16 protein-coding genes are annotated in these 17,253 nt (G+C 40.1%); 4 read left to right on the top strand and 12 right to left on the bottom strand.

The window, feature by feature from the left end; genetic code table 11:
• Positions 1-78: 78 nt before the first annotated feature.
• From Bovatus_RS03410 to Bovatus_RS03395, 4 genes are all read right to left on the bottom strand, one after another.
• Positions 79-2,700, bottom strand: a complete 2,622-nt coding sequence (locus tag Bovatus_RS03410; RefSeq protein ID WP_004296011.1) for a carboxypeptidase-like regulatory domain-containing protein — start codon at positions 2,698-2,700, stop codon at positions 79-81.
• A gap of 124 nt (positions 2,701-2,824) precedes the next feature.
• On the bottom strand, positions 2,825-3,799 hold the full coding sequence (locus tag Bovatus_RS03405; RefSeq protein WP_004296012.1) for a FecR family protein: 975 nt from the start codon (positions 3,797-3,799) through the stop codon (positions 2,825-2,827).
• Positions 3,800-3,896: 97 nt separating this feature from the next.
• Positions 3,897-4,448 (bottom strand): RNA polymerase sigma-70 factor, encoded by a 552-nt coding sequence (locus tag Bovatus_RS03400; protein WP_004296013.1) that lies wholly within the window; start codon positions 4,446-4,448, stop codon positions 3,897-3,899.
• A gap of 95 nt (positions 4,449-4,543) precedes the next feature.
• On the bottom strand, positions 4,544-4,894 hold the full coding sequence (locus tag Bovatus_RS03395; RefSeq protein ID WP_004296014.1) for a winged helix-turn-helix transcriptional regulator: 351 nt from the start codon (positions 4,892-4,894) through the stop codon (positions 4,544-4,546).
• Between the two features lie 91 nt (positions 4,895-4,985).
• Between Bovatus_RS03395 and Bovatus_RS03390 the strand changes: the two genes are divergently transcribed.
• Complete coding sequence (locus Bovatus_RS03390; protein WP_004296015.1) at positions 4,986-6,005, top strand: arginase family protein; 1,020 nt, start codon at positions 4,986-4,988, stop codon at positions 6,003-6,005.
• Here the strand turns inward: Bovatus_RS03390 and Bovatus_RS03385 are convergent.
• From Bovatus_RS03385 to Bovatus_RS03375, 3 genes are all read right to left on the bottom strand, one after another.
• Positions 5,977-6,255, bottom strand: a complete 279-nt coding sequence (locus Bovatus_RS03385; protein ID WP_004296016.1) for a DUF3098 domain-containing protein — start codon at positions 6,253-6,255, stop codon at positions 5,977-5,979. The genes Bovatus_RS03390 and Bovatus_RS03385 overlap by 29 nt on opposite strands.
• Before the next feature lie 11 nt (positions 6,256-6,266).
• Positions 6,267-9,404 (bottom strand): glycosyltransferase family 117 protein, encoded by a 3,138-nt coding sequence (locus Bovatus_RS03380; protein WP_008775691.1) that lies wholly within the window; start codon positions 9,402-9,404, stop codon positions 6,267-6,269.
• A gap of 509 nt (positions 9,405-9,913) precedes the next feature.
• Positions 9,914-11,029 carry a tetratricopeptide repeat protein gene (locus tag Bovatus_RS03375; RefSeq protein ID WP_008999612.1) on the bottom strand — a complete coding sequence of 372 codons (1,116 nt, stop codon included), beginning with the start codon at positions 11,027-11,029 and terminating at the stop codon, positions 9,914-9,916.
• Positions 11,030-11,284: 255 nt separating this feature from the next.
• On the opposite strand from Bovatus_RS03375, the gene Bovatus_RS03370 reads away from it, so the two are divergent.
• Together Bovatus_RS03370 and kdsR are read left to right on the top strand one after the other, a co-directional pair.
• Positions 11,285-11,905, top strand: coding sequence for an HAD family hydrolase (locus Bovatus_RS03370; RefSeq protein WP_004296019.1), 621 nt, complete (start codon positions 11,285-11,287; stop codon positions 11,903-11,905).
• 37 nt (positions 11,906-11,942) lie between these two features.
• Positions 11,943-12,752, top strand: coding sequence for a 3-ketodihydrosphingosine reductase (kdsR, locus tag Bovatus_RS03365; RefSeq protein ID WP_004296020.1), 810 nt, complete (start codon positions 11,943-11,945; stop codon positions 12,750-12,752).
• A 150-nt stretch (positions 12,753-12,902) separates the two neighbouring features.
• Here kdsR and Bovatus_RS03360 read toward each other — a convergent pair whose 3' ends face one another.
• From Bovatus_RS03360 to Bovatus_RS03350, 3 genes are read right to left on the bottom strand one after another with little or no spacing between them, the layout of a single operon-like run.
• Complete coding sequence (locus Bovatus_RS03360) at positions 12,903-13,631, bottom strand: DUF6064 family protein (RefSeq protein WP_004296021.1); 729 nt, start codon at positions 13,629-13,631, stop codon at positions 12,903-12,905.
• A gap of 11 nt (positions 13,632-13,642) precedes the next feature.
• Entirely contained in the window at positions 13,643-14,128 is a 486-nt protein-coding gene (locus Bovatus_RS03355) for a threonine/serine exporter family protein (protein ID WP_004296022.1), read from the bottom strand.
• A 1-nt stretch (position 14,129) separates the two neighbouring features.
• Positions 14,130-14,897: a threonine/serine exporter family protein gene (locus Bovatus_RS03350; protein WP_004296023.1), complete on the bottom strand. Its 768-nt coding sequence runs from the start codon at positions 14,895-14,897 to the stop codon at positions 14,130-14,132.
• 77 nt (positions 14,898-14,974) lie between these two features.
• On the opposite strand from Bovatus_RS03350, the gene Bovatus_RS03345 reads away from it, so the two are divergent.
• Positions 14,975-16,228, top strand: coding sequence for an MFS transporter (locus Bovatus_RS03345; RefSeq protein ID WP_004296024.1), 1,254 nt, complete (start codon positions 14,975-14,977; stop codon positions 16,226-16,228).
• A 118-nt stretch (positions 16,229-16,346) separates the two neighbouring features.
• On the opposite strand, the gene Bovatus_RS03340 is transcribed toward Bovatus_RS03345, so the two are convergent.
• Both Bovatus_RS03340 and Bovatus_RS03335 read right to left on the bottom strand, forming a co-directional pair.
• Complete coding sequence (locus tag Bovatus_RS03340) at positions 16,347-16,598, bottom strand: hypothetical protein (protein WP_052587804.1); 252 nt, start codon at positions 16,596-16,598, stop codon at positions 16,347-16,349.
• Between the two features lie 82 nt (positions 16,599-16,680).
• Positions 16,681-17,232, bottom strand: coding sequence for an RNA polymerase sigma factor (locus tag Bovatus_RS03335; RefSeq protein WP_004296026.1), 552 nt, complete (start codon positions 17,230-17,232; stop codon positions 16,681-16,683).
• Between the last annotated feature and the right edge of the window lie 21 nt (positions 17,233-17,253).

Below are 17,253 nucleotides of genomic sequence, written 5' to 3'. Positions count from 1 at the left end.
TATACCATAATTACTGAAAGCAGTTGCCTGTTGGGTGTCAGTCTATTGTGTGAACAAACCCTTTTCTTGTTCAGTTATTTAGAAATAAATTTTGTAGCTGATGTTCGGAATCAGACCCGCTCCGTCTTTTTCTTCTACTACACTCGTTCTTTCATTGTATTGATAGAAATGCATTCCGGTGCGCATACCCACATTCAGTATTTTCAGAGAAAACTCGTGGGATACTCTTTTCTTATTGATCCGGAAGCTGATCGAAACATCACCGTTTATAGATGGATTGAATCGTTTAGTATATGCTTTGCTCTCGTCAAAAACGATGTCTTTTTCTTCCTGACTTTTTTCTTCATCCACAGGTGTATAGCGTCCTCCTCCCTGAAAGAACAGACGGCCGTTTACACTTAATACATTCTGTTTGAGTCTGCCAACCATCCATTCTTTTCCGGCGAGCAGGTTCACTAAAAAACTTTTATCCAGTCTCGTATTTCGCCAGATACGGTCTCCTCCCCTATATTTCGATTTGAATAATGAAGCTGTAATCATATAGTAGAAGCCGTTTTTCATGTATTGTTCCAGTGTTATATCTATTCCATAGTTTTTGGCTATTCCGGTGTTTGTCAATATGCGGTCTAAATAGAATTCTTCATAATTGATAATCGAAAAGGAGGAGTTTTCCTCAACCGGTATGTGGAACAAGTATTGATAATAGGGTTCTATTTTCAGATGTAGGCTCTGATTGATATTCCAGTCATAAGTGAATCCGAAATGATGTGCCTTTGAGAAGTCCAGGTACCGGTTTGATTCCTTTTTACCATTGATTATCTGTTCAACAAAGTAATAGTCGAGCCTTTCCCGGCGGCTATGCAAGCCGTAAGCTGCTGCTAAAGAATGTGCAGGATTTATTTTCCATTTAAGGGCAACTCTCGGTTCTATCGACCAGTTCTTGTTTAAAGTAAAATATTGTCCGGTAACCCCTAAACTGGTTGTCAGATTGTTGCTCAAGTTTATTACAGAACTACTATATGCCGAGAGGACTGTACTTTCTCCACTGCCTTTCGATATTTGTTCCATAGGTTTGTTTAATCCCAAATAAGGGCTGACTTTGTAATCAAGATCATATTTAAGTTCCGTAATGGTAATCCCTGTTCTGTTGGTATGCCTCGGACTGAATTTCTTATTCAGATATGAATTGAATACTAAATTCCATCTGCTATTCTGAATATCTGCTACATTAATAATAGCGTCGTCGGTATGTAAGTCCGCCAATGAACGGTCTTTGGAATAGGTAGCGGATAGAGAAGAACGGATATAAGTATTTTCATCCAGTACATATTTGTGCGCTAAGCCACCTGCCAGTTTATCCAGTTTATTATATCCCGACGACCGGTCTCCCATCGTTTCCCATTTGGAACGTTCCAAAACATCTGCTTTATTTCTGTCTATCAATCCTAATCCCCAGATCGAAAAGGTTCCAGCTTTACGTGTGGGAAAATTTAGTTTGAAGGCTAAATCCTGATATTTCAGGTTGATGTCATTACCCGATGCCAGTGAAGTAGTAGAAAAGCGATAATTCACCAGATAGGAACTTCCCCGTTTTTTATTGATAGGACCTTCCGAAGCTAAATCTATGCCCATGAGTCCGACCTGAAAGGCGTGTTCGTACTTCTGATTGTTACCATTGCGCAAATGCATATCGAAAACACCTGATAGGGCATTACTGTATTCCGCCGGGAAAGCTCCGTTGTAGAAATCGGAGTTGCCGATGACTTGCGTACTCAAAGCGGACAGGAATCCTCCTCCCAAGCCTGATAAATCAGCAAAGTGAGTAGGATTAGGTATTTCAATTCCCTCCAGTCTCCATTGTGTAAATTGCGGGGCATTTCCCCGGATGGCAACCGCATTAGTACCGACATCTCCTGCTACACCTGCAAATGCAGAACTTAACCGTGCAGGATCGTCAAAACCATTGGCAAATCGGGACGCTTCTTCAATACTAATCATACGTCCTCCTGTGATAGCCATTGGGTTGACAGTCCGGTCTTTTTTTATTTCCGGCTTGACAAGTACTTCAGCCAAATCTTGTACATTCTCATCCATAGGAATCTCTACAAATACTTCTTTGGATGAAGTGACAGATACTTCGCTGATGATACTTGGGCGATACCCCATAAAAGATGCCTGAATATTATAACGACCCACCGGGACATTATTAATCCGGAAATTTCCCCGTCCGTCAGTCGAACCTCCCCGTGAGGGATCTTCTATTATACAGACAGAGGCATATTCTATGGGTGTATTGGTTTTGGAATCAACAACGATTCCTCTTATGGTTTGAGTCAGTTTTTGTGTATCATTGCTAGTAGTCTTTTGTTTGTTATCCTGCAAAAAAATTATAATATGATATCCTTTTATCTTATATACATATCCGGTTTCCTTCAATAGTTGAGCCATAGCTTTGTCAATGGTTACATTTTTGAATGATAAAGAGTGCTTCTTTTCGATATTCAGGTTCGATTGTTCATAAGCGATGCTATATCCGGTTTGTGTTTCAATTTGTGCAAAAGCCTCTTTTAATGAGATATTTTTATTTTGTATGGTAATCTTTTTATCTTTATTCTGTGCAATAGTTGTAAGAGATAGAAAAGTAAAAAATAAAAAAATGGCGAGCTTACCTGCCTGTTTATTTGTATTTATTCGATTCATTATTCTATATTTGTATGTTGATACTTCATTTTACGTCACTTGTTGAATGAGGGTAGACATTTCAGAACTGGGAAGAGGGTCTCAAGCTGCTTCCCGGTTCTTTTTATTCATAGGCTGTTTCTTTTTATTGTCGGGTTAATACTATTTTCTTTTCATATTGCTGATAATCAAAGCCGATGATATCTTTCAATATATTCAGTATTTCATTCAGACTTTCATCTTTCAGAAACTTAACCGTATATCGTTTGGATGCGGGGATAATTGCTGTATTATCAATAGTGGTGTTATAGTGCCTTTCCAAGGTTCGGAATATTTCTCCGGCGCTGGCATTGGTAAATACTAGTTTTCCCGCCATCCAACAATTTGTATCATTCGTATCTATCACTGATATGTGAATATCTGATGATTTTTTGTCGTATGTAAGCTGCTCATCGGGCTTTAGTATATGGGGAGGTTGAGACCGGACACTCACTTCCACCTTACCGCTAGTCAATGTAGTCGTTATTTTCTCATCATTAGGATAGGCTTTCACATTGAACCTGGTTCCAAGAACTTTCACAGAGAGTTGGGAGGTTTCTACAATAAAAGGACTTACAGTATCTTTTTTGACAGAGAAATAAGCTTCACCGTCAAGCATGACCAAGCGTTTATCTTTGGCAAAAGTTTCCGGGTATAAAATGCTACTTCCCGCGTTCAACCATACTTCCGAACTATCCGGCAAGATTAAGCGCTTCTGTTCTCCGTAGGCAACGGATATTTCTATCATTTCGTTGTGAGGAGAAAGATAGTAGAACATCCCTCCCGCAAATAGAAATAAAGGAACAATAACGGCGGCGACACGGGCAAACTTCTGGTAAGAAGCTATGTTGGTCAGATGCTCCTTATTATATCCTGTTCTTAAATTCACCCGTTCCAATGAAGCATAAGTGCTTGAATCGGCTTCTATGTCCAATTCATTCCAATAATCCAATGAGGCTTTAGCTTTCGCCTGCTGATTTTCATCTTTGATGATCCATTTCTGCACTTTCTCTTCCGTTTCAGATGGAAAGCGGGCGGAGAGGAACATTTTGATGATTTTACTGATATTACTTTTCTTCATTTTTGCTGCACTTTACTATATATACAGTTTAGTGGCAAAAAGCTCAATAAGAAAGTGGAAGTTTTTTTTATAAAGCAGAATGAAAAAAAATATAATGCTATAATAGTGATACCAGGAAACATGAAATAACCTTCCGTATTTCTTTCAAAGCAAGACTTAGCTGGCTTTCAACATTTCTTTTGGTAGTATTCAGGCGTTCGGCAATTTCGGCATTGGATAATCCTTCGTTACGACTCAATGTATAAATCATTCTCCGTTGTTCGGGCATTCCTCCGACAAGTTCGTCAATCAGCATTTCCAATTCCTTGGCAATAAGGTCTTCTTCGGAAGTAGAGCTATATCCTGTTTCTTGATTATTGTTCAGATAGGCATCACACACATATTTATGTTTCAGAAAGTTGATTGCTGCATTTCTTGCAATGGTGTGCAAATAAGAATTGAATGATCTGGACGTATCAATCGAATGACGGTTGATCCAAAGATTGACAAATAAATCCTCTGTCAGCTCTTCCGCATCAGGTTCTGATTTTATATATCCGTCAATGAATGTTTTGGTTTTGTTGTAGTATGCTATAAAAATAGTCTCAAAGGCCTTGTGATTCCCATCCTGAAAGGCCTCCAGCGTTTTTATATCAATGTTGTTATTCATACTATCTCCCAATTTTCATTTCATTAGGACAAAAGAAGCAATAATTTATTTTAGATAGATGGTCTTTTTTGAAATATTAATGATATTAGAAAGATTTATTCTATTTTCAAGATTCTCTTCATCTCCGGACGAAAGCTATCACCCCAGATTTCCAGTTGCTCAATCAGAGGAATCAGCGTCTTTCCCAATTCGGTGATAGCATATTCCGAATGGGGAGGAAGCTCCATGAATATCTTTTTGCTGATAATGCCGTGCATCTCCAATTCTTTCAGTTGTTGATTGATGACCCGGGGACTTGCCTCGGTAAATAAACGATGCAGCTCGCTGGGACGTTTCGGACCAGTGCATAATTCCTGAATGATGCAACTTTTCCATTTTCCCCCGATCACTTCCATCGTAATCTTTATCCCACAATCAATATCAAAAGGAATTTTCTTCTTATACATAGTTTTCTGCTTTTCTGCAAAAATAAGGATATCACTACAAAAACAAAAATAATAATCCCCAAATGTAGTATAGGGCTAAATTTATCAGTATATGAATAATTCGTCCCTACTTGCCGATGTTTCAGGTATTCCCTACTTTTGCTTCAAAAAGATGAGAAAGTATTTATTATCACTTGCATTAGTCGTTGGAGTCGTTTCAATGAATGCACAAGAAAAAGTAACAAACAATGTAAATATGGAAAATAAAAAATCAACTCTTCGTTTTATCTATCCTCAATGGCAAGGAGGAATTGTAGATCATTGGATGCCTGATATTCCGGCGGAAGATTCATCCAGAGGCTACTATCTGGGAGCACAGTTATTGAACTATTTAGCCCCACAGACCGGTCAGAATACGGTCGAAGTTCCGGTTTCACTGGATATAAATGACAGAGCGACGGAAAAAGGTATCAGTGCACGCAGTGTCATACTGAAACAAACTAAAGCTGCGCTTGATCTGCTTAAAGAGAATCATCCGGATCGGATTGTCACTTTAGGAGGAGAATGTTCCGTTAGTGTTGTTCCGTTTACTTATTTAATCAATAGATACCCGGATGATGTAGCTATCGTCTGGATAGACGCACATCCCGACATCAATCTGCCTTATGATGAATATAAGGGTTATCATGCAATGGCACTAACAGCTTGTTTGGGAATGGGAGATGAAGAAATAATGGAATTACTTCCGGGAAAAACGGATGCTTCCAAAGCCCTGATTGTCGGACTCCGCTCATGGGATGAGGGTATGCAGGAACGACAAAGAAAGCTGGGAATTAAAGGATTATCTCCACAGGAAGTTGCCAATGATCGTACAAAGATTATGGAATGGCTGAAAAGTACCGGGGTTTCGAAGGTGGTTATACATTTCGATATGGATGTATTGGACCCGGCAGAGATAATCGCTGCCGTAGGCGTTGAGCCTAACGGCATGAAGATTGAAGAAGTAGTTCGTATCATTAATGATATATCCTCCGAATATGATCTGGTAGGACTTACAGTTGCCGAACCTATGCCACGAGTGGCAATCAAACTTAGAAATATGCTCAATCAGTTACCTCTATTGAAAGATTAAATCCCCTTTGACGAGGACGGTAAAGAATACCGAATACATTCAGTAGATACCCCAATAAACACAATAATGGGGCAATACGTATGCGTGTTCCACTAAATATATCGGGATTATAGGCGGCAAGGGTACTCCCCTCGCCGCTCATTAATATATATCCTATGATAATCAATATAGAGCCGATAATTAAGATGACGTAATTTCTTTTGCCCAATACTGTTTTTATTTCTTCTTCTCTTATTCTTTTCGATTTCATATTCTTTGAGTTTAGTTGTGATAATTCATTAGTTGAGTAAAGCGCATATATTTCTTTTCAAATTGCTGATTACTCTGTTCATATCTCTCTTTATCCATACTCTTCAGTAATTCATTACACTGATTCCATTGCCAGAACCTATACAAACAATCCTGTTGAACCATCCCTATCCGGTTATCTCCCAATGAGAAAGCCCAGTCGATATAATTTTCCGATTCTGCTATCAGATGATTCAATAGATCGGTCGCTTTCTGCGTTTCTCCTATGGAAGCATAAGCGGTGGCTATATCATACGAACCACTCTCGTATACTTCAGGAACATTATATGCCGGAATAGCTTGCCCAGCATATTCCAATACTTTTCTGGCACGGATGTCGTCTCCTTGTTTCACCAATTCTTTAGCCAGTTGCGCAAAGAGCCTTCGATGAGAATAACAGATGCGCAGGGTTGTTTCGTCCAGATAAAGTCCGGGAGTATCCAATCCACCGTATTTATATCTGTTCATCACATTCTCGTAGAGCTTCTCCGTATCTATGGCATATCCATTGCCTTCTTCCACGTCTCCCCATTCTTTATAGTTGAAAGGAGTAAACCGGAATGCTAACCCTTCCTGAACAAAGTAGTCATCAAATTTCAGTTTACTGGAGTTGCCTACCGAGATAGCCATGTACAGGGGACGTTCCCAGTTACAGTTAGCCAGGATCTCGAGCATGAGTAAGTCCACTTTAGTCAACAGACGTATATTTTTTAGAGAAATAGACAGTTTATCCGGTATTGCATCTCTTAGTTCTTCCCCTTTTAAATGACGAATGGCTTCAGGCAACATCATTCCAGAACGGAGTACTGCATCCTTATCAATATAAATATTTATAGTATCGGTAGGTATCACATGGAATTCCTGTTTCTCTGCGAACACCCAATATTTCAGGATATTCTTTATTTCATACGGATCATTTCCAAAACTATCACGGGCTTCTTCGGGATGTTTCTGATACAATGCTTCTATCTGTTTCTTCAATTCCGGACGAACAGCCACATATTCGTTCTTCCCTTCCTGGTATTGATTTTGATCCCAACTGATCGGCAGTCCGGGAGCATCGTACAGAGGACATTGTTGCTGATAAATGTACCAGTCGGTCTGCGCATAACTTAAATTGCAGATACGTACATCTCTGCGTACTTCTTCCGTATCCTGATTATACCACAAGGGGAACGTATCATTATCCCCCTCACAGAATATGATCGGATTTCCTTTGTCGGGAAGTGTCATCAGATAATTAGCACCAAAGTCACGACAGGTATACCGGTTGCTTCGATCGTGGTCATCCCAAGTCTGGCTTGCCATTTGTATGGGGACAAACAGGCAAAGCAGCATAAGTAAGCCGACTGGGAGGATTTTTGCCTGTTTCCTGCGAAGCATGTCACAGCATCCGGCGGCTCCCATTCCAATCCAGATAGCGAACGCATAAAACGAACCTGCATACGCATAATCCCGTTCACGGGGTTGTCCGGGAGTCTGATTCAGATAGAGCACAATAGCCAATCCCGTCATAAAGAAAAGGAAAAATAAGACACTGAATTGCTGCTTGCCTTTTTTTCCACGTGTCCATTGCCAATAGATACCGAGTAATCCTAATAATAATGGTAAGCCATAGAACACATTGTGACCTTTGTTCTCACGCAAAGATTCCGGCAAAAGTTTTTGATCCCCCAGTCGCAGATTATCAAGCCAGGAAATTCCTGTAATCCAGTTACCATGTTCCGGTTCACCGCTTCCTTGAATATCATTCTGTCGTCCGACAAAATTCCATAAGAAATAGCGCCAGTACATGTAATTGAGTTGGTATGTGATAAAATAAGTCAGGTTCTCTTTTTGTGTAGGAGCCTCATTCGCACCTCCACCGGACCATCCTTTGTAAGAAGCGGCCGAACGATCATTCCACATTCGCGGAAATAACATATTTTGAGTGTAGCACACGTCTTCCTTATAGCGAATAATTTTATACTTGCCTTCTTTCTTATCCGGCCGATAGATGGCACTACCTTTTTCTGTCTTTACCTTGTAATAGTCTCCTTCGGGCACATACTCCGGTTCGGACGCATAGGTTCTCCCATAAAGTAAAGGAGCACTTTCATACTGTTCGCGATTCAGGTAGCTTTTGAGTGTGAAAATAGTATCCGGTGCATTCTCGTTGAGCGGCGTATTAGCATTGGCACGAATGAGTATGACCGCATAGGTGGTATATCCTATGGTGAGCATGAGTAAACACCACAAACCGGTATTCACGATGCGTTTTCTGAACCGATAAATGGCTCCTATCAGTAAAAACAGGACCAAACCCAGAAAGACGATCAATCCTGACTGGAAGGGTAATCCCATCACATTGACAAAGAATAATTCGAACCATCCTCCTACATCAGCCATTCCGGGTATATAAACAAAAAGAATCAATACAATAAGAATACCGGATAATGCAATGGCCCCGATAACTCCCTTGAGTGATAGAGTCTGATATTTTTGGTAATAGAACACTAATACAATGGCAGGAATACAAAGCAGATTAAGCAAATGCACTCCGATTGAAAGCCCTATAATATAGGCTATCAGGATAATCCAGCGGTCACCGGACACAGAATCTGCTTCATCCTGCCAGCGAAGAATCATCCAAAATACCAAGGCTGTGAGGAAAGAAGAGAAGGCATATACCTCCCCCTCTACCGCACTAAACCAGAATGTATCACTGAAAGTATAAGCTAAAGCTCCCACAAAACCTGCTCCCAGAATGATAATAACATCCATAACAGATAATTTCCGTTCATCGCCCACAAGCAAGGCTCTCACTAATCGGGTAATACTCCAGAAAAGAAACAAGATACAACCGGCACTCAATAGTGCATTTAAAAAGTTGACCATTCCCGACACTTGCGAAGCATCGGAAGCAAACTGGGTAAACAGGTTGCCGACAAGCATATAGAAAGGTGCTCCCGGCGGATGCCCTACCTGTAATTTTTCAGCACAAGAAATAAATTCGGGACAATCCCAGAAACTTGCGGTTGGTTCGATGGTCATCCCATACACAAATGCTGCTATCAGAAAGACCAGCCACCCACCGAAATCATTCCATCTTTTAAATAATAAGTTGCTCATTGTTCTGTACTTTTTTATTTGCAAAGTTACAGGACATACTGCTAAAATAGGCATTTTTTACCGGACGGATACGGACGGTCGTCAATGATAATATGTTGATAATCAATAATAATAAAAGTGAAGAGATAGACAAAAACAGACAGAGGATAAATTAGGTACAAATTAATAATGGCATAGTAAAGTAAATGGCATAAAAATGACAATGTATCAAATATGAAAAAACTATTGGGATATTAGGAAAAACAAGTGCCACTCTTGTTTTTTGCTATTTAATTTCGTATCTTTAATGACTTTCATTCTTCTAAAGACAGATAATCATATTACAGAATGACAAATATCACCTTATAAAGTGACATTTGTCACCCTATAGGATGCCCATCGTCCCGTTATAACGGGACAACTACCCGACTGCATAAAAGATTACTAATTTCTGTACCAAAAAACATTAATCTCTGCAACGAAAAGCCTTAAATGTAGTAAGGAGATAATGAATCATTACCAGATAATAATTAATTTCTTGCACAAAATGAAAGATCCCCCAATGATTTCACAATATCTTCCAGTGACTCTTTAGAATTTGCCAACATCAGTTTCTCCGTTTTTATTCTGGAGATTCTCCGGGTCAGCGTCTCTGTAGTCAGTTTCATTAAATCAGCAAAGCAAGCAGGTTGGACTCCCTCCCGCAGAAAAGCACATACCCTTAAATCCTCTTCTGTGAGCTTCGGACCTATTTCTTTCAATTTAGATACAAGTCCATAGACGTTTTCCTGAAGTCGCAGTAACTCTGTCCAGTCTTTCTCGGAGAAAGAAGGGATTTTAGAAGACAAAACATTCCGTTCTTTAAACTGTCGTACTTTTGAGACAACGGGGGAACTTTCATAGATATGTAGTTGAAGAGACTGATACTTCTCTTCGAGATGGTTACATTGCAAAATCAGCTTATCCGATTCAACATCTTTTTTCAGTATTTCTTCTTTGAAAAGATCCAATTGGGAAAGTGCGTGCCGATTTTTCTTCCAGAGTAGCCCAAGTAACAAAGACATCACACCAAACATTCCTAAAGCAGAAGAAAGAATTACTGAAGAATCGCTTTTACCGTCATTCAACATCAACTGACTGGCGTAAGCCTTTCTCTCCATTTCCAGTGCCTCATCAAAGTTACCGTATTTCTGATAATAAAGACTACATCGTTTGCAGATTTTTGCCAGATGGTCGTATTCCTCTGTTTCCTTGGCAAGCTTGATTGCCTTCTTAAAGTGGATTTCTGCCTCCTCTTTCTGTTCCAGATCACTTTCCACACAGGCAAGATAATAATATGCTTTGGATTTTTGATATTCATTGCCATTTTTCTCATAATAAGATGCCGCCTGCCTAATCTGCTTATCAGAGGAATGAGGAATGTTTTTATCCTCGTTGAGCTGGGTACACAATAAATTATACTCTGCCAGTTGAGCCTCATTCATTTGGCTTGACTGAATAGTCTCAAGAATAATGGATGCTGTATCAGGGTCCTGTGCCATGAGTTGTGCGGCTTTGCCTAACCCTTGCTTCACACTCGTTCCTTCCGGATGACATGCAGCCAATGAAAGGAGCATCATATACAATAAAATTCGAAGGTTATTCATAACTCTATTTTTGTCTTTACAAAGGATTGATTGGATTTGCAAATATAAAAAATAATCGGTATTTATCCTTCCCTAAGTCATACAAAAAGTATAGTGACGCTATCCTCTCCTTATAGCTACGCTATCCGGGTGTGATAGTGACACTATTTGGCAAGGATAGCGTCACTATGTTTTTTTGACAAATATCAAGCCGTTGTGCACTGCTAATTAAGAAGATAAGCCGTATCTTTGTAGCAAACAAGAAAATTATATATCATGATTAAAAACATTGTATTTGATTTTGGAGGAGTGATTGTAGATATTGATCGTGACAAAGCGGTTCAGGCATTTATCAAACTGGGACTGGCAGATGCTGATACCCGGCTGGATAAATATCACCAGACCGGCATCTTTCAAGAACTGGAAGAAGGAAAGCTAAGTGCGGATGAGTTTCGGAAACAACTGGGGGATTTATGTGGCCGTCCATTGACGATGGAGGAAACCAAACAGGCATGGCTGGGCTTTTTCAATGAAGTGAATCTAAATAAACTCGATTATATATTGGAATTGAGAAAGTCCTATCATGTGTATATTTTAAGTAATACCAATCCTTTTGTTATGTCGTGGGCATGCAGCTCTGATTTCTCATCGAAGAAAAAGCCGCTGAATGATTATTGTGACAAACTATATTTGTCTTATGAGGTCGGTCATACGAAACCTGCGCCCGAAATTTTCGAATTTATGGTAAATGATTGCAATATCATTCCTTCCGAAACTTTATTTGTAGATGACGGTGCTTCGAATATCCATATAGGCAAGGAACTCGGATTTGAAACGTTCCAACCGAAGAATGGTGAAGATTGGCGGGAAGAAATGACTGCTATCTTGCAGAAATGATAATTGAGCAGTTAGTACCATACCGCAAATAAAAAATATGCAACCACAAGTCATACTTATCACCGGAGCGTCTTCCGGATTCGGTAAGATTACCGCCCAAATGTTATCGGAACAAGGGCACATCGTTTATGGAACAAGCCGGAAACCTTCTGAAGACATGAATCATGTAAAAATGCTTGTTGTCGATGTCACCAATTCCTTTTCCGTTTGTCAGGCCGTAGAGCGGATTCTATCGGAGCAGGGACGGATTGATGTATTGATTAATAATGCTGGAATAGGTATCGGCGGCGCATTGGAACTTGCCACTGAAGAAGAAGTGAATATACAAATGAATACAAACTTCTTCGGTGTAGTGAATATGTGTAAAGCTGTTTTGCCATCTATGAGAAAGGCGCGAAAGGGCAAGATTATCAATATCAACTCTATCGGTGGTGTAATGGGAATCCCCTATCAGGGATTTTATTCTGCTTCGAAATTTGCAGTCGAGGGATATAGCGAAGCATTGGCTTTAGAGGTTCATCCGTTCCATATAAAGGTTTGTGTAGTAGAACCGGGAGACTTTAACACCGGATTTACTGATAACCGGAATATCTCCGAACAGACAAGACTGGATGCCGATTACGGAGAAAGTTTTCTGAAATCATTAGAGATTATAGAAAAAGAAGAACGTAATGGATGCCATCCGCGGAAGTTGGGTGCTGCCATCTGTAAGATAGTGGAACGTACCAATCCTCCTTTTCGGACGAAAGTAGGTCCCTGGATACAGGTATTGTTTGCGAAGAGTAAAAAATGGTTGCCTGATGCAGTGATGCAATATGCCTTACGGATATTCTACGCAATTAAGTAAACGATACGATATATAAAAGAAACTGTTCTCAAAGTTCCTAAAAGAAAAATCGTCCTTACTACGATAGGTTGTAGTAAGGACGATTTTATAAGATCAAGGCTTTTTTGAACGGCCTCTTTTTTTGATTTGAATATCTTCTATGTTTCCGGATTAACCCTTCGGAACCAATTCCAAAAACATGGTAGTAGTCAGCAACACGGCCAGTCCGACGCAAACGCTTATCAACAGCCAATTGATATATTTGGCTTTCGGCTTGGTGTCGGCATGCAGATTATTCAGGAAATACTCCCTGAAGAAAAGATACAGGCCGGGGATCGTGGCACTTGCCAACAAGAAATCTTCCGGAATCTGAAAGAAATAAGTTTTGGATAATCCGATCAGCGACCAGTGGCAAAGGAACAATACCAAAAACATATTGACCTTTTGCGCAAACAGCAATAACAATCCGATGGTAAACACCACTACCGAACAAGGCATGACCGGAGAAGTCATTTCCGGGAATGAGAGACCGCGTGCCAATGAAACCAAAGGGTATATAAAAGGCATTGCCAACAGGACATAAGACAGCAAATCATATTTGTGGGTACGTTCGAAGGTAGTATATCCCGTAATCGCATCCCATATCCAAATGATAGCCATCACACCCCAAAACATAGCCATTACTCCATTATAACTACGCTCTTCACAGTAGATATAATAGTAGACCAGAGAAATCCACGTATACAGACCTATCATATAGAACTTCATCGCCATTTTCACCCACGGACGTGGCCGGCCGATAAGCAATCCGGTCAATGCAATACCAATCAGAATAATAACTATCTGTAAAAGCCAGGTAGCTGAATTATAATATGCAATTGTTCTCCAAAAAATCTCCATAAAAGTTCGTTTTAATGTCTTGTTAATGAAAAGGCTCTATGTGGGAACAGGAACATCGGGAACGTAGCTCCTACCGCCAACATGAAAATCACTGTGCTTGCTATCAGAGTATTAGAGAAGAACATCGACATGAACTTGTCCAGCTTATCCAGATCATTTACATTTTGCAGACACATGATAAGTGAAAATACCATGTTGTATGCAAACTTTCCCGGAATCATGGGAAGTAATGCCGGAATGTACAATACCGTCATCGGGCAATATACTTTTTTCCCTAACCACAAACTGCCGAAGCCGATGACTAATCCGGCAAACAACGAACCTGTGGCAATGTCCATGCCTAAATAGGTCATCAAACAAAAACGACAGGCGTGTCCCAATGCTGCCAGTATGGCAATCATCTTGAATGCACGCAAAGGAGGATCGGAAATCGCACCAAATCCTATACCTGCTACTGCTGCAAAAAATCCATCAGTAAGAATGTCAAGTGCTATCATATCAAATTAAACTGTTTTTTACCATTAATAATGTGAAGGAAAGTCCGATAGCGATGCTGACAATCAACAAAGAAGCCTCTGTCAGACGGGCAAATCCTGTTAAAACGTATCCTTCTACTACATCAATCACGCCATTAATCAAGGGAACCCCAGGCACAAGATAAAGCACGCTGGTTGCCATGGCAATCTCCGAAGTTGTGTCGAAAATCAGCGCGGTGGAAGCACACAGGGAAGCAACAAAAGCCGAAACAATAAATACAACATAATGATTGATCTTTTTCGCCTGCATTTGTTGTTTCAGGTAGAATCCTGTAATGGTAGCCGAGAACACAATTCCCATCGAAATTAAATCACCGCCGAACAATTTGCAGAAAGACGCATTGGCAAATCCTACCAGTAGTAAAACGAAAAGCGGATGTATCCGCGGAGCAGAAATAATCTTCTTGTATTTGTCTTTCAATTCTTCCAATGACAAATGATTGTCTACTGCTTCCCAGCTTAATGCGCTTAACTCTGAATTATGTTCAAAACTGATCGGGTGTGCAGGAATGTCTATGACCTCGTTACAAGCCTCGTTTGTTTCTTTGTCTATAATAGTCAGAATGATGTTTCTATGAAATACGCTTAATTTGACATCTAGTCCGAAAGCCTCTCCAATACGCTTTGTGTTACGTACTACCCGCGAGGTGTGTACTCCGGCTCCCATTAAATGGGCTGAATATTCTGCAATAAATTTACCTATGGATAATAAAGATTCGCCTGTCTTCATGAATATGATATTTTTAAATCGGGCGCAAAAGTACAAAAAAAATAGATACCTTTGCCGTGATTAAAAATAAAAAATGCATGAATAACCAATTTACGCATCCAAAAGAGAGAATACGTTTTGCCATATTGACTTTTTTCTTTGCCCAAGGACTTTGTATGGCAAGTTGGGCCAGCCGAATCCCTGATTTTAAAGACGTTTTTGCCGCAAATTATGCTTTCTACTGGGGACTGATTTTATTTATGATTCCTGTCGGAAAGTTTGTCGCGATCCCCTTGGCTGGCTATCTTGTTTCGAAGTTAGGAAGCCGGAGCATGGTACAGGTCAGTATCCTGGGATACGCTTCATCCCTGCTTTGTGTCGGATTGGCTCATGAGGTCTATCTTTTAGGCTTTCTGCTCTTTTGCTTCGGGGTGTTCTGGAATTTATGTGATATATCATTCAATACACAAGGCATTGAAGTGGAACGTTTGTATGGTAAAACCATTATGGCCACTTTTCATGGAGGATGGAGTCTGGGGGCATGTGCAGGAGCACTTATCGGCTTCGTAATGATTTTGGCAGGAGTCTCCCCTATCTGGCATTACACACTGATATTTATCATCATCCTTATAATTGCACTTTCCGGGCGGAAATATTTGCAGGAGAGCGCACCGCAGGAAGCGGAAGTTTCTGATACGAAGACGCAGGAAAGAAATACGGCCAAAGCTCCCAATGGTTTTCGCCTGTTATTTCAAAAACCGGAAATGTTGCTTTTGCAGTTAGGCCTTGTCGGACTGTTCGCGCTGATTGTAGAAAGCGCGATGTTCGACTGGAGTGCCGTTTATTTCGAATCAGTGGTTCACGTACCTAAATCATTGCAAATCGGTTTTCTTGTATTTATGATTATGATGGCAACGGGCCGTTTCCTGACTAACTACGCTTATCAGCTTTGGGGAAAGAAGAAAGTCCTGCAACTGGCGGGCAGCTTTATCTGTATCGGCTTTTTTGTTTCTGCCCTGTTAGGAGGAGTTTTCGAATCTATGGCCATGAAAGTAATCATCAATTCTTTAGGTTTTATGCTGGTCGGCTTGGGTATTTCCTGCATTGTGCCTACTTTGTACAGCTTCGTGGGAGCAAAATCAAAAACACCGATCAGTATTGCACTTACCATTCTGTCAAGCATCAGTTTTATAGGCTCGCTGATTGCTCCCCTGCTTATCGGTGCCATCTCGCAGGCGTTCGATATCCGTATCGCTTATATGATTATCGGCATATTGGGTGGATGTATCGTATTAATAGTCAGTTTCAGTAGTGCTTTCAATATTCAGGAATCTGGCGATAAACCTGAATAGGACAAATAAAAAACGCAGTCTTTCACTGTGTTTAAAACTAAACCTCCTGTGAAAGACTGCGTCAATCTTTTAATGCCTTAACTAACCTAACTACTTTATCTTAACTATACTAACCTATCTACAAAATACCCGAAAAATCTTTTATACTACTAATAATCCTATCTTTCAATTCGTTGTTTTCAACTATTGAGAAGCCACAGTCTACATTTGCCGGAGCCAATAATACAGCTTTAGCTTCTTCTGCATCTGCCGTCTCTTCCGGGTGCTCTCTGAAATAAGTTTCCCATTGGGAAGCTGATTGCGGAGTTACACCCAGCACATAGTTGATAAAATCATCATCCGTCAAAAAATCCATTACCTTTGAGCACATATCGCATCCTTTTTAAGCGTTTACATAAGTAGGACGGCGTTATCCTGTCTATGTACTCAACCCATTTACCTTTTTACTAAAATTAACTCGCCAGACTACGCAATTTTGTCAATCCGCGATGCATCAGGTTGCGTACAGACTGATAATTCATATTCATAATCTCGCAGATATCCTCGTATTTCTTTTCTTCTATATAATATAATGTAAGCGCTTCACGTTGGCGGGGAGATAATTGATCCAGCAGACGTCTAACCAATGAAAATTCATTCTTGCGTTGCTCTTCTTCCATATAATCATCTTCTACATCTGTAGGAGTGGATATGCTAACTTCTTCTACTGCCGTATCAGACATATACATACGTCTGCGAAGTTCATCACACAACTTATTCTTTAAGGAGATAAATAAATAAGATCTCAAATTATCAATGGTGCCTAATTCATCTTTCTTTGTATAGAGTTTCACGAAGATGTCATGAATACAATCTTTCAGTAACTCTTTATCAATGGTCAACTTCAATCCGTAATTAAAAAGGACGTTGATGTGCAAGTTATACAGCTGTGAAAAAGCTGCCATGTTTCCCGCTTGAAAAGAAGCGAGTAAAGTGTCGGTTGAATGATTAGTCTGTTCCATCATAGCATTAATTCGATTGATTTG

It is taken from the genome of Bacteroides ovatus (assembly GCF_001314995.1).
Taxonomy (GTDB): Bacteria; Bacteroidota; Bacteroidia; order Bacteroidales; family Bacteroidaceae; genus Bacteroides; species Bacteroides ovatus.
Note: the sequence above shows the minus strand (reverse complement) of the source record. Positions and strands in the feature narration are given on the sequence as shown.

Bases quoted from the DNA above. Each gene is read 5' to 3' on its own strand.
- Bovatus_RS03410 (WP_004296011.1), bottom strand. From the start codon at position 2,700: ATGAATCGAATAAATACAAATAAACAGGCAGGTAAGCTCGCCATTTTT.
- Bovatus_RS03405 (WP_004296012.1), bottom strand. From the start codon at position 3,799: ATGAAGAAAAGTAATATCAGTAAAATCATCAAAATGTTCCTCTCCGCC.
- Bovatus_RS03400 (WP_004296013.1), bottom strand. From the start codon at position 4,448: ATGAATAACAACATTGATATAAAAACGCTGGAGGCCTTTCAGGATGGG.
- Bovatus_RS03395 (WP_004296014.1), bottom strand. From the start codon at position 4,894: ATGTATAAGAAGAAAATTCCTTTTGATATTGATTGTGGGATAAAGATT.
- Bovatus_RS03390 (WP_004296015.1), top strand. From the start codon at position 4,986: ATGAATAATTCGTCCCTACTTGCCGATGTTTCAGGTATTCCCTACTTT.
- Bovatus_RS03385 (WP_004296016.1), bottom strand. From the start codon at position 6,255: ATGAAATCGAAAAGAATAAGAGAAGAAGAAATAAAAACAGTATTGGGC.
- Bovatus_RS03380 (WP_008775691.1), bottom strand. From the start codon at position 9,404: ATGAGCAACTTATTATTTAAAAGATGGAATGATTTCGGTGGGTGGCTG.
- Bovatus_RS03375 (WP_008999612.1), bottom strand. From the start codon at position 11,029: ATGAATAACCTTCGAATTTTATTGTATATGATGCTCCTTTCATTGGCT.
- Bovatus_RS03370 (WP_004296019.1), top strand. From the start codon at position 11,285: ATGATTAAAAACATTGTATTTGATTTTGGAGGAGTGATTGTAGATATT.
- kdsR (WP_004296020.1), top strand. From the start codon at position 11,943: ATGCAACCACAAGTCATACTTATCACCGGAGCGTCTTCCGGATTCGGT.
- Bovatus_RS03360 (WP_004296021.1), bottom strand. From the start codon at position 13,631: ATGGAGATTTTTTGGAGAACAATTGCATATTATAATTCAGCTACCTGG.
- Bovatus_RS03355 (WP_004296022.1), bottom strand. From the start codon at position 14,128: ATGATAGCACTTGACATTCTTACTGATGGATTTTTTGCAGCAGTAGCA.
- Bovatus_RS03350 (WP_004296023.1), bottom strand. From the start codon at position 14,897: ATGAAGACAGGCGAATCTTTATTATCCATAGGTAAATTTATTGCAGAA.
- Bovatus_RS03345 (WP_004296024.1), top strand. From the start codon at position 14,975: ATGAATAACCAATTTACGCATCCAAAAGAGAGAATACGTTTTGCCATA.
- Bovatus_RS03340 (WP_052587804.1), bottom strand. From the start codon at position 16,598: ATGTGCTCAAAGGTAATGGATTTTTTGACGGATGATGATTTTATCAAC.
- Bovatus_RS03335 (WP_004296026.1), bottom strand. From the start codon at position 17,232: ATGATGGAACAGACTAATCATTCAACCGACACTTTACTCGCTTCTTTT.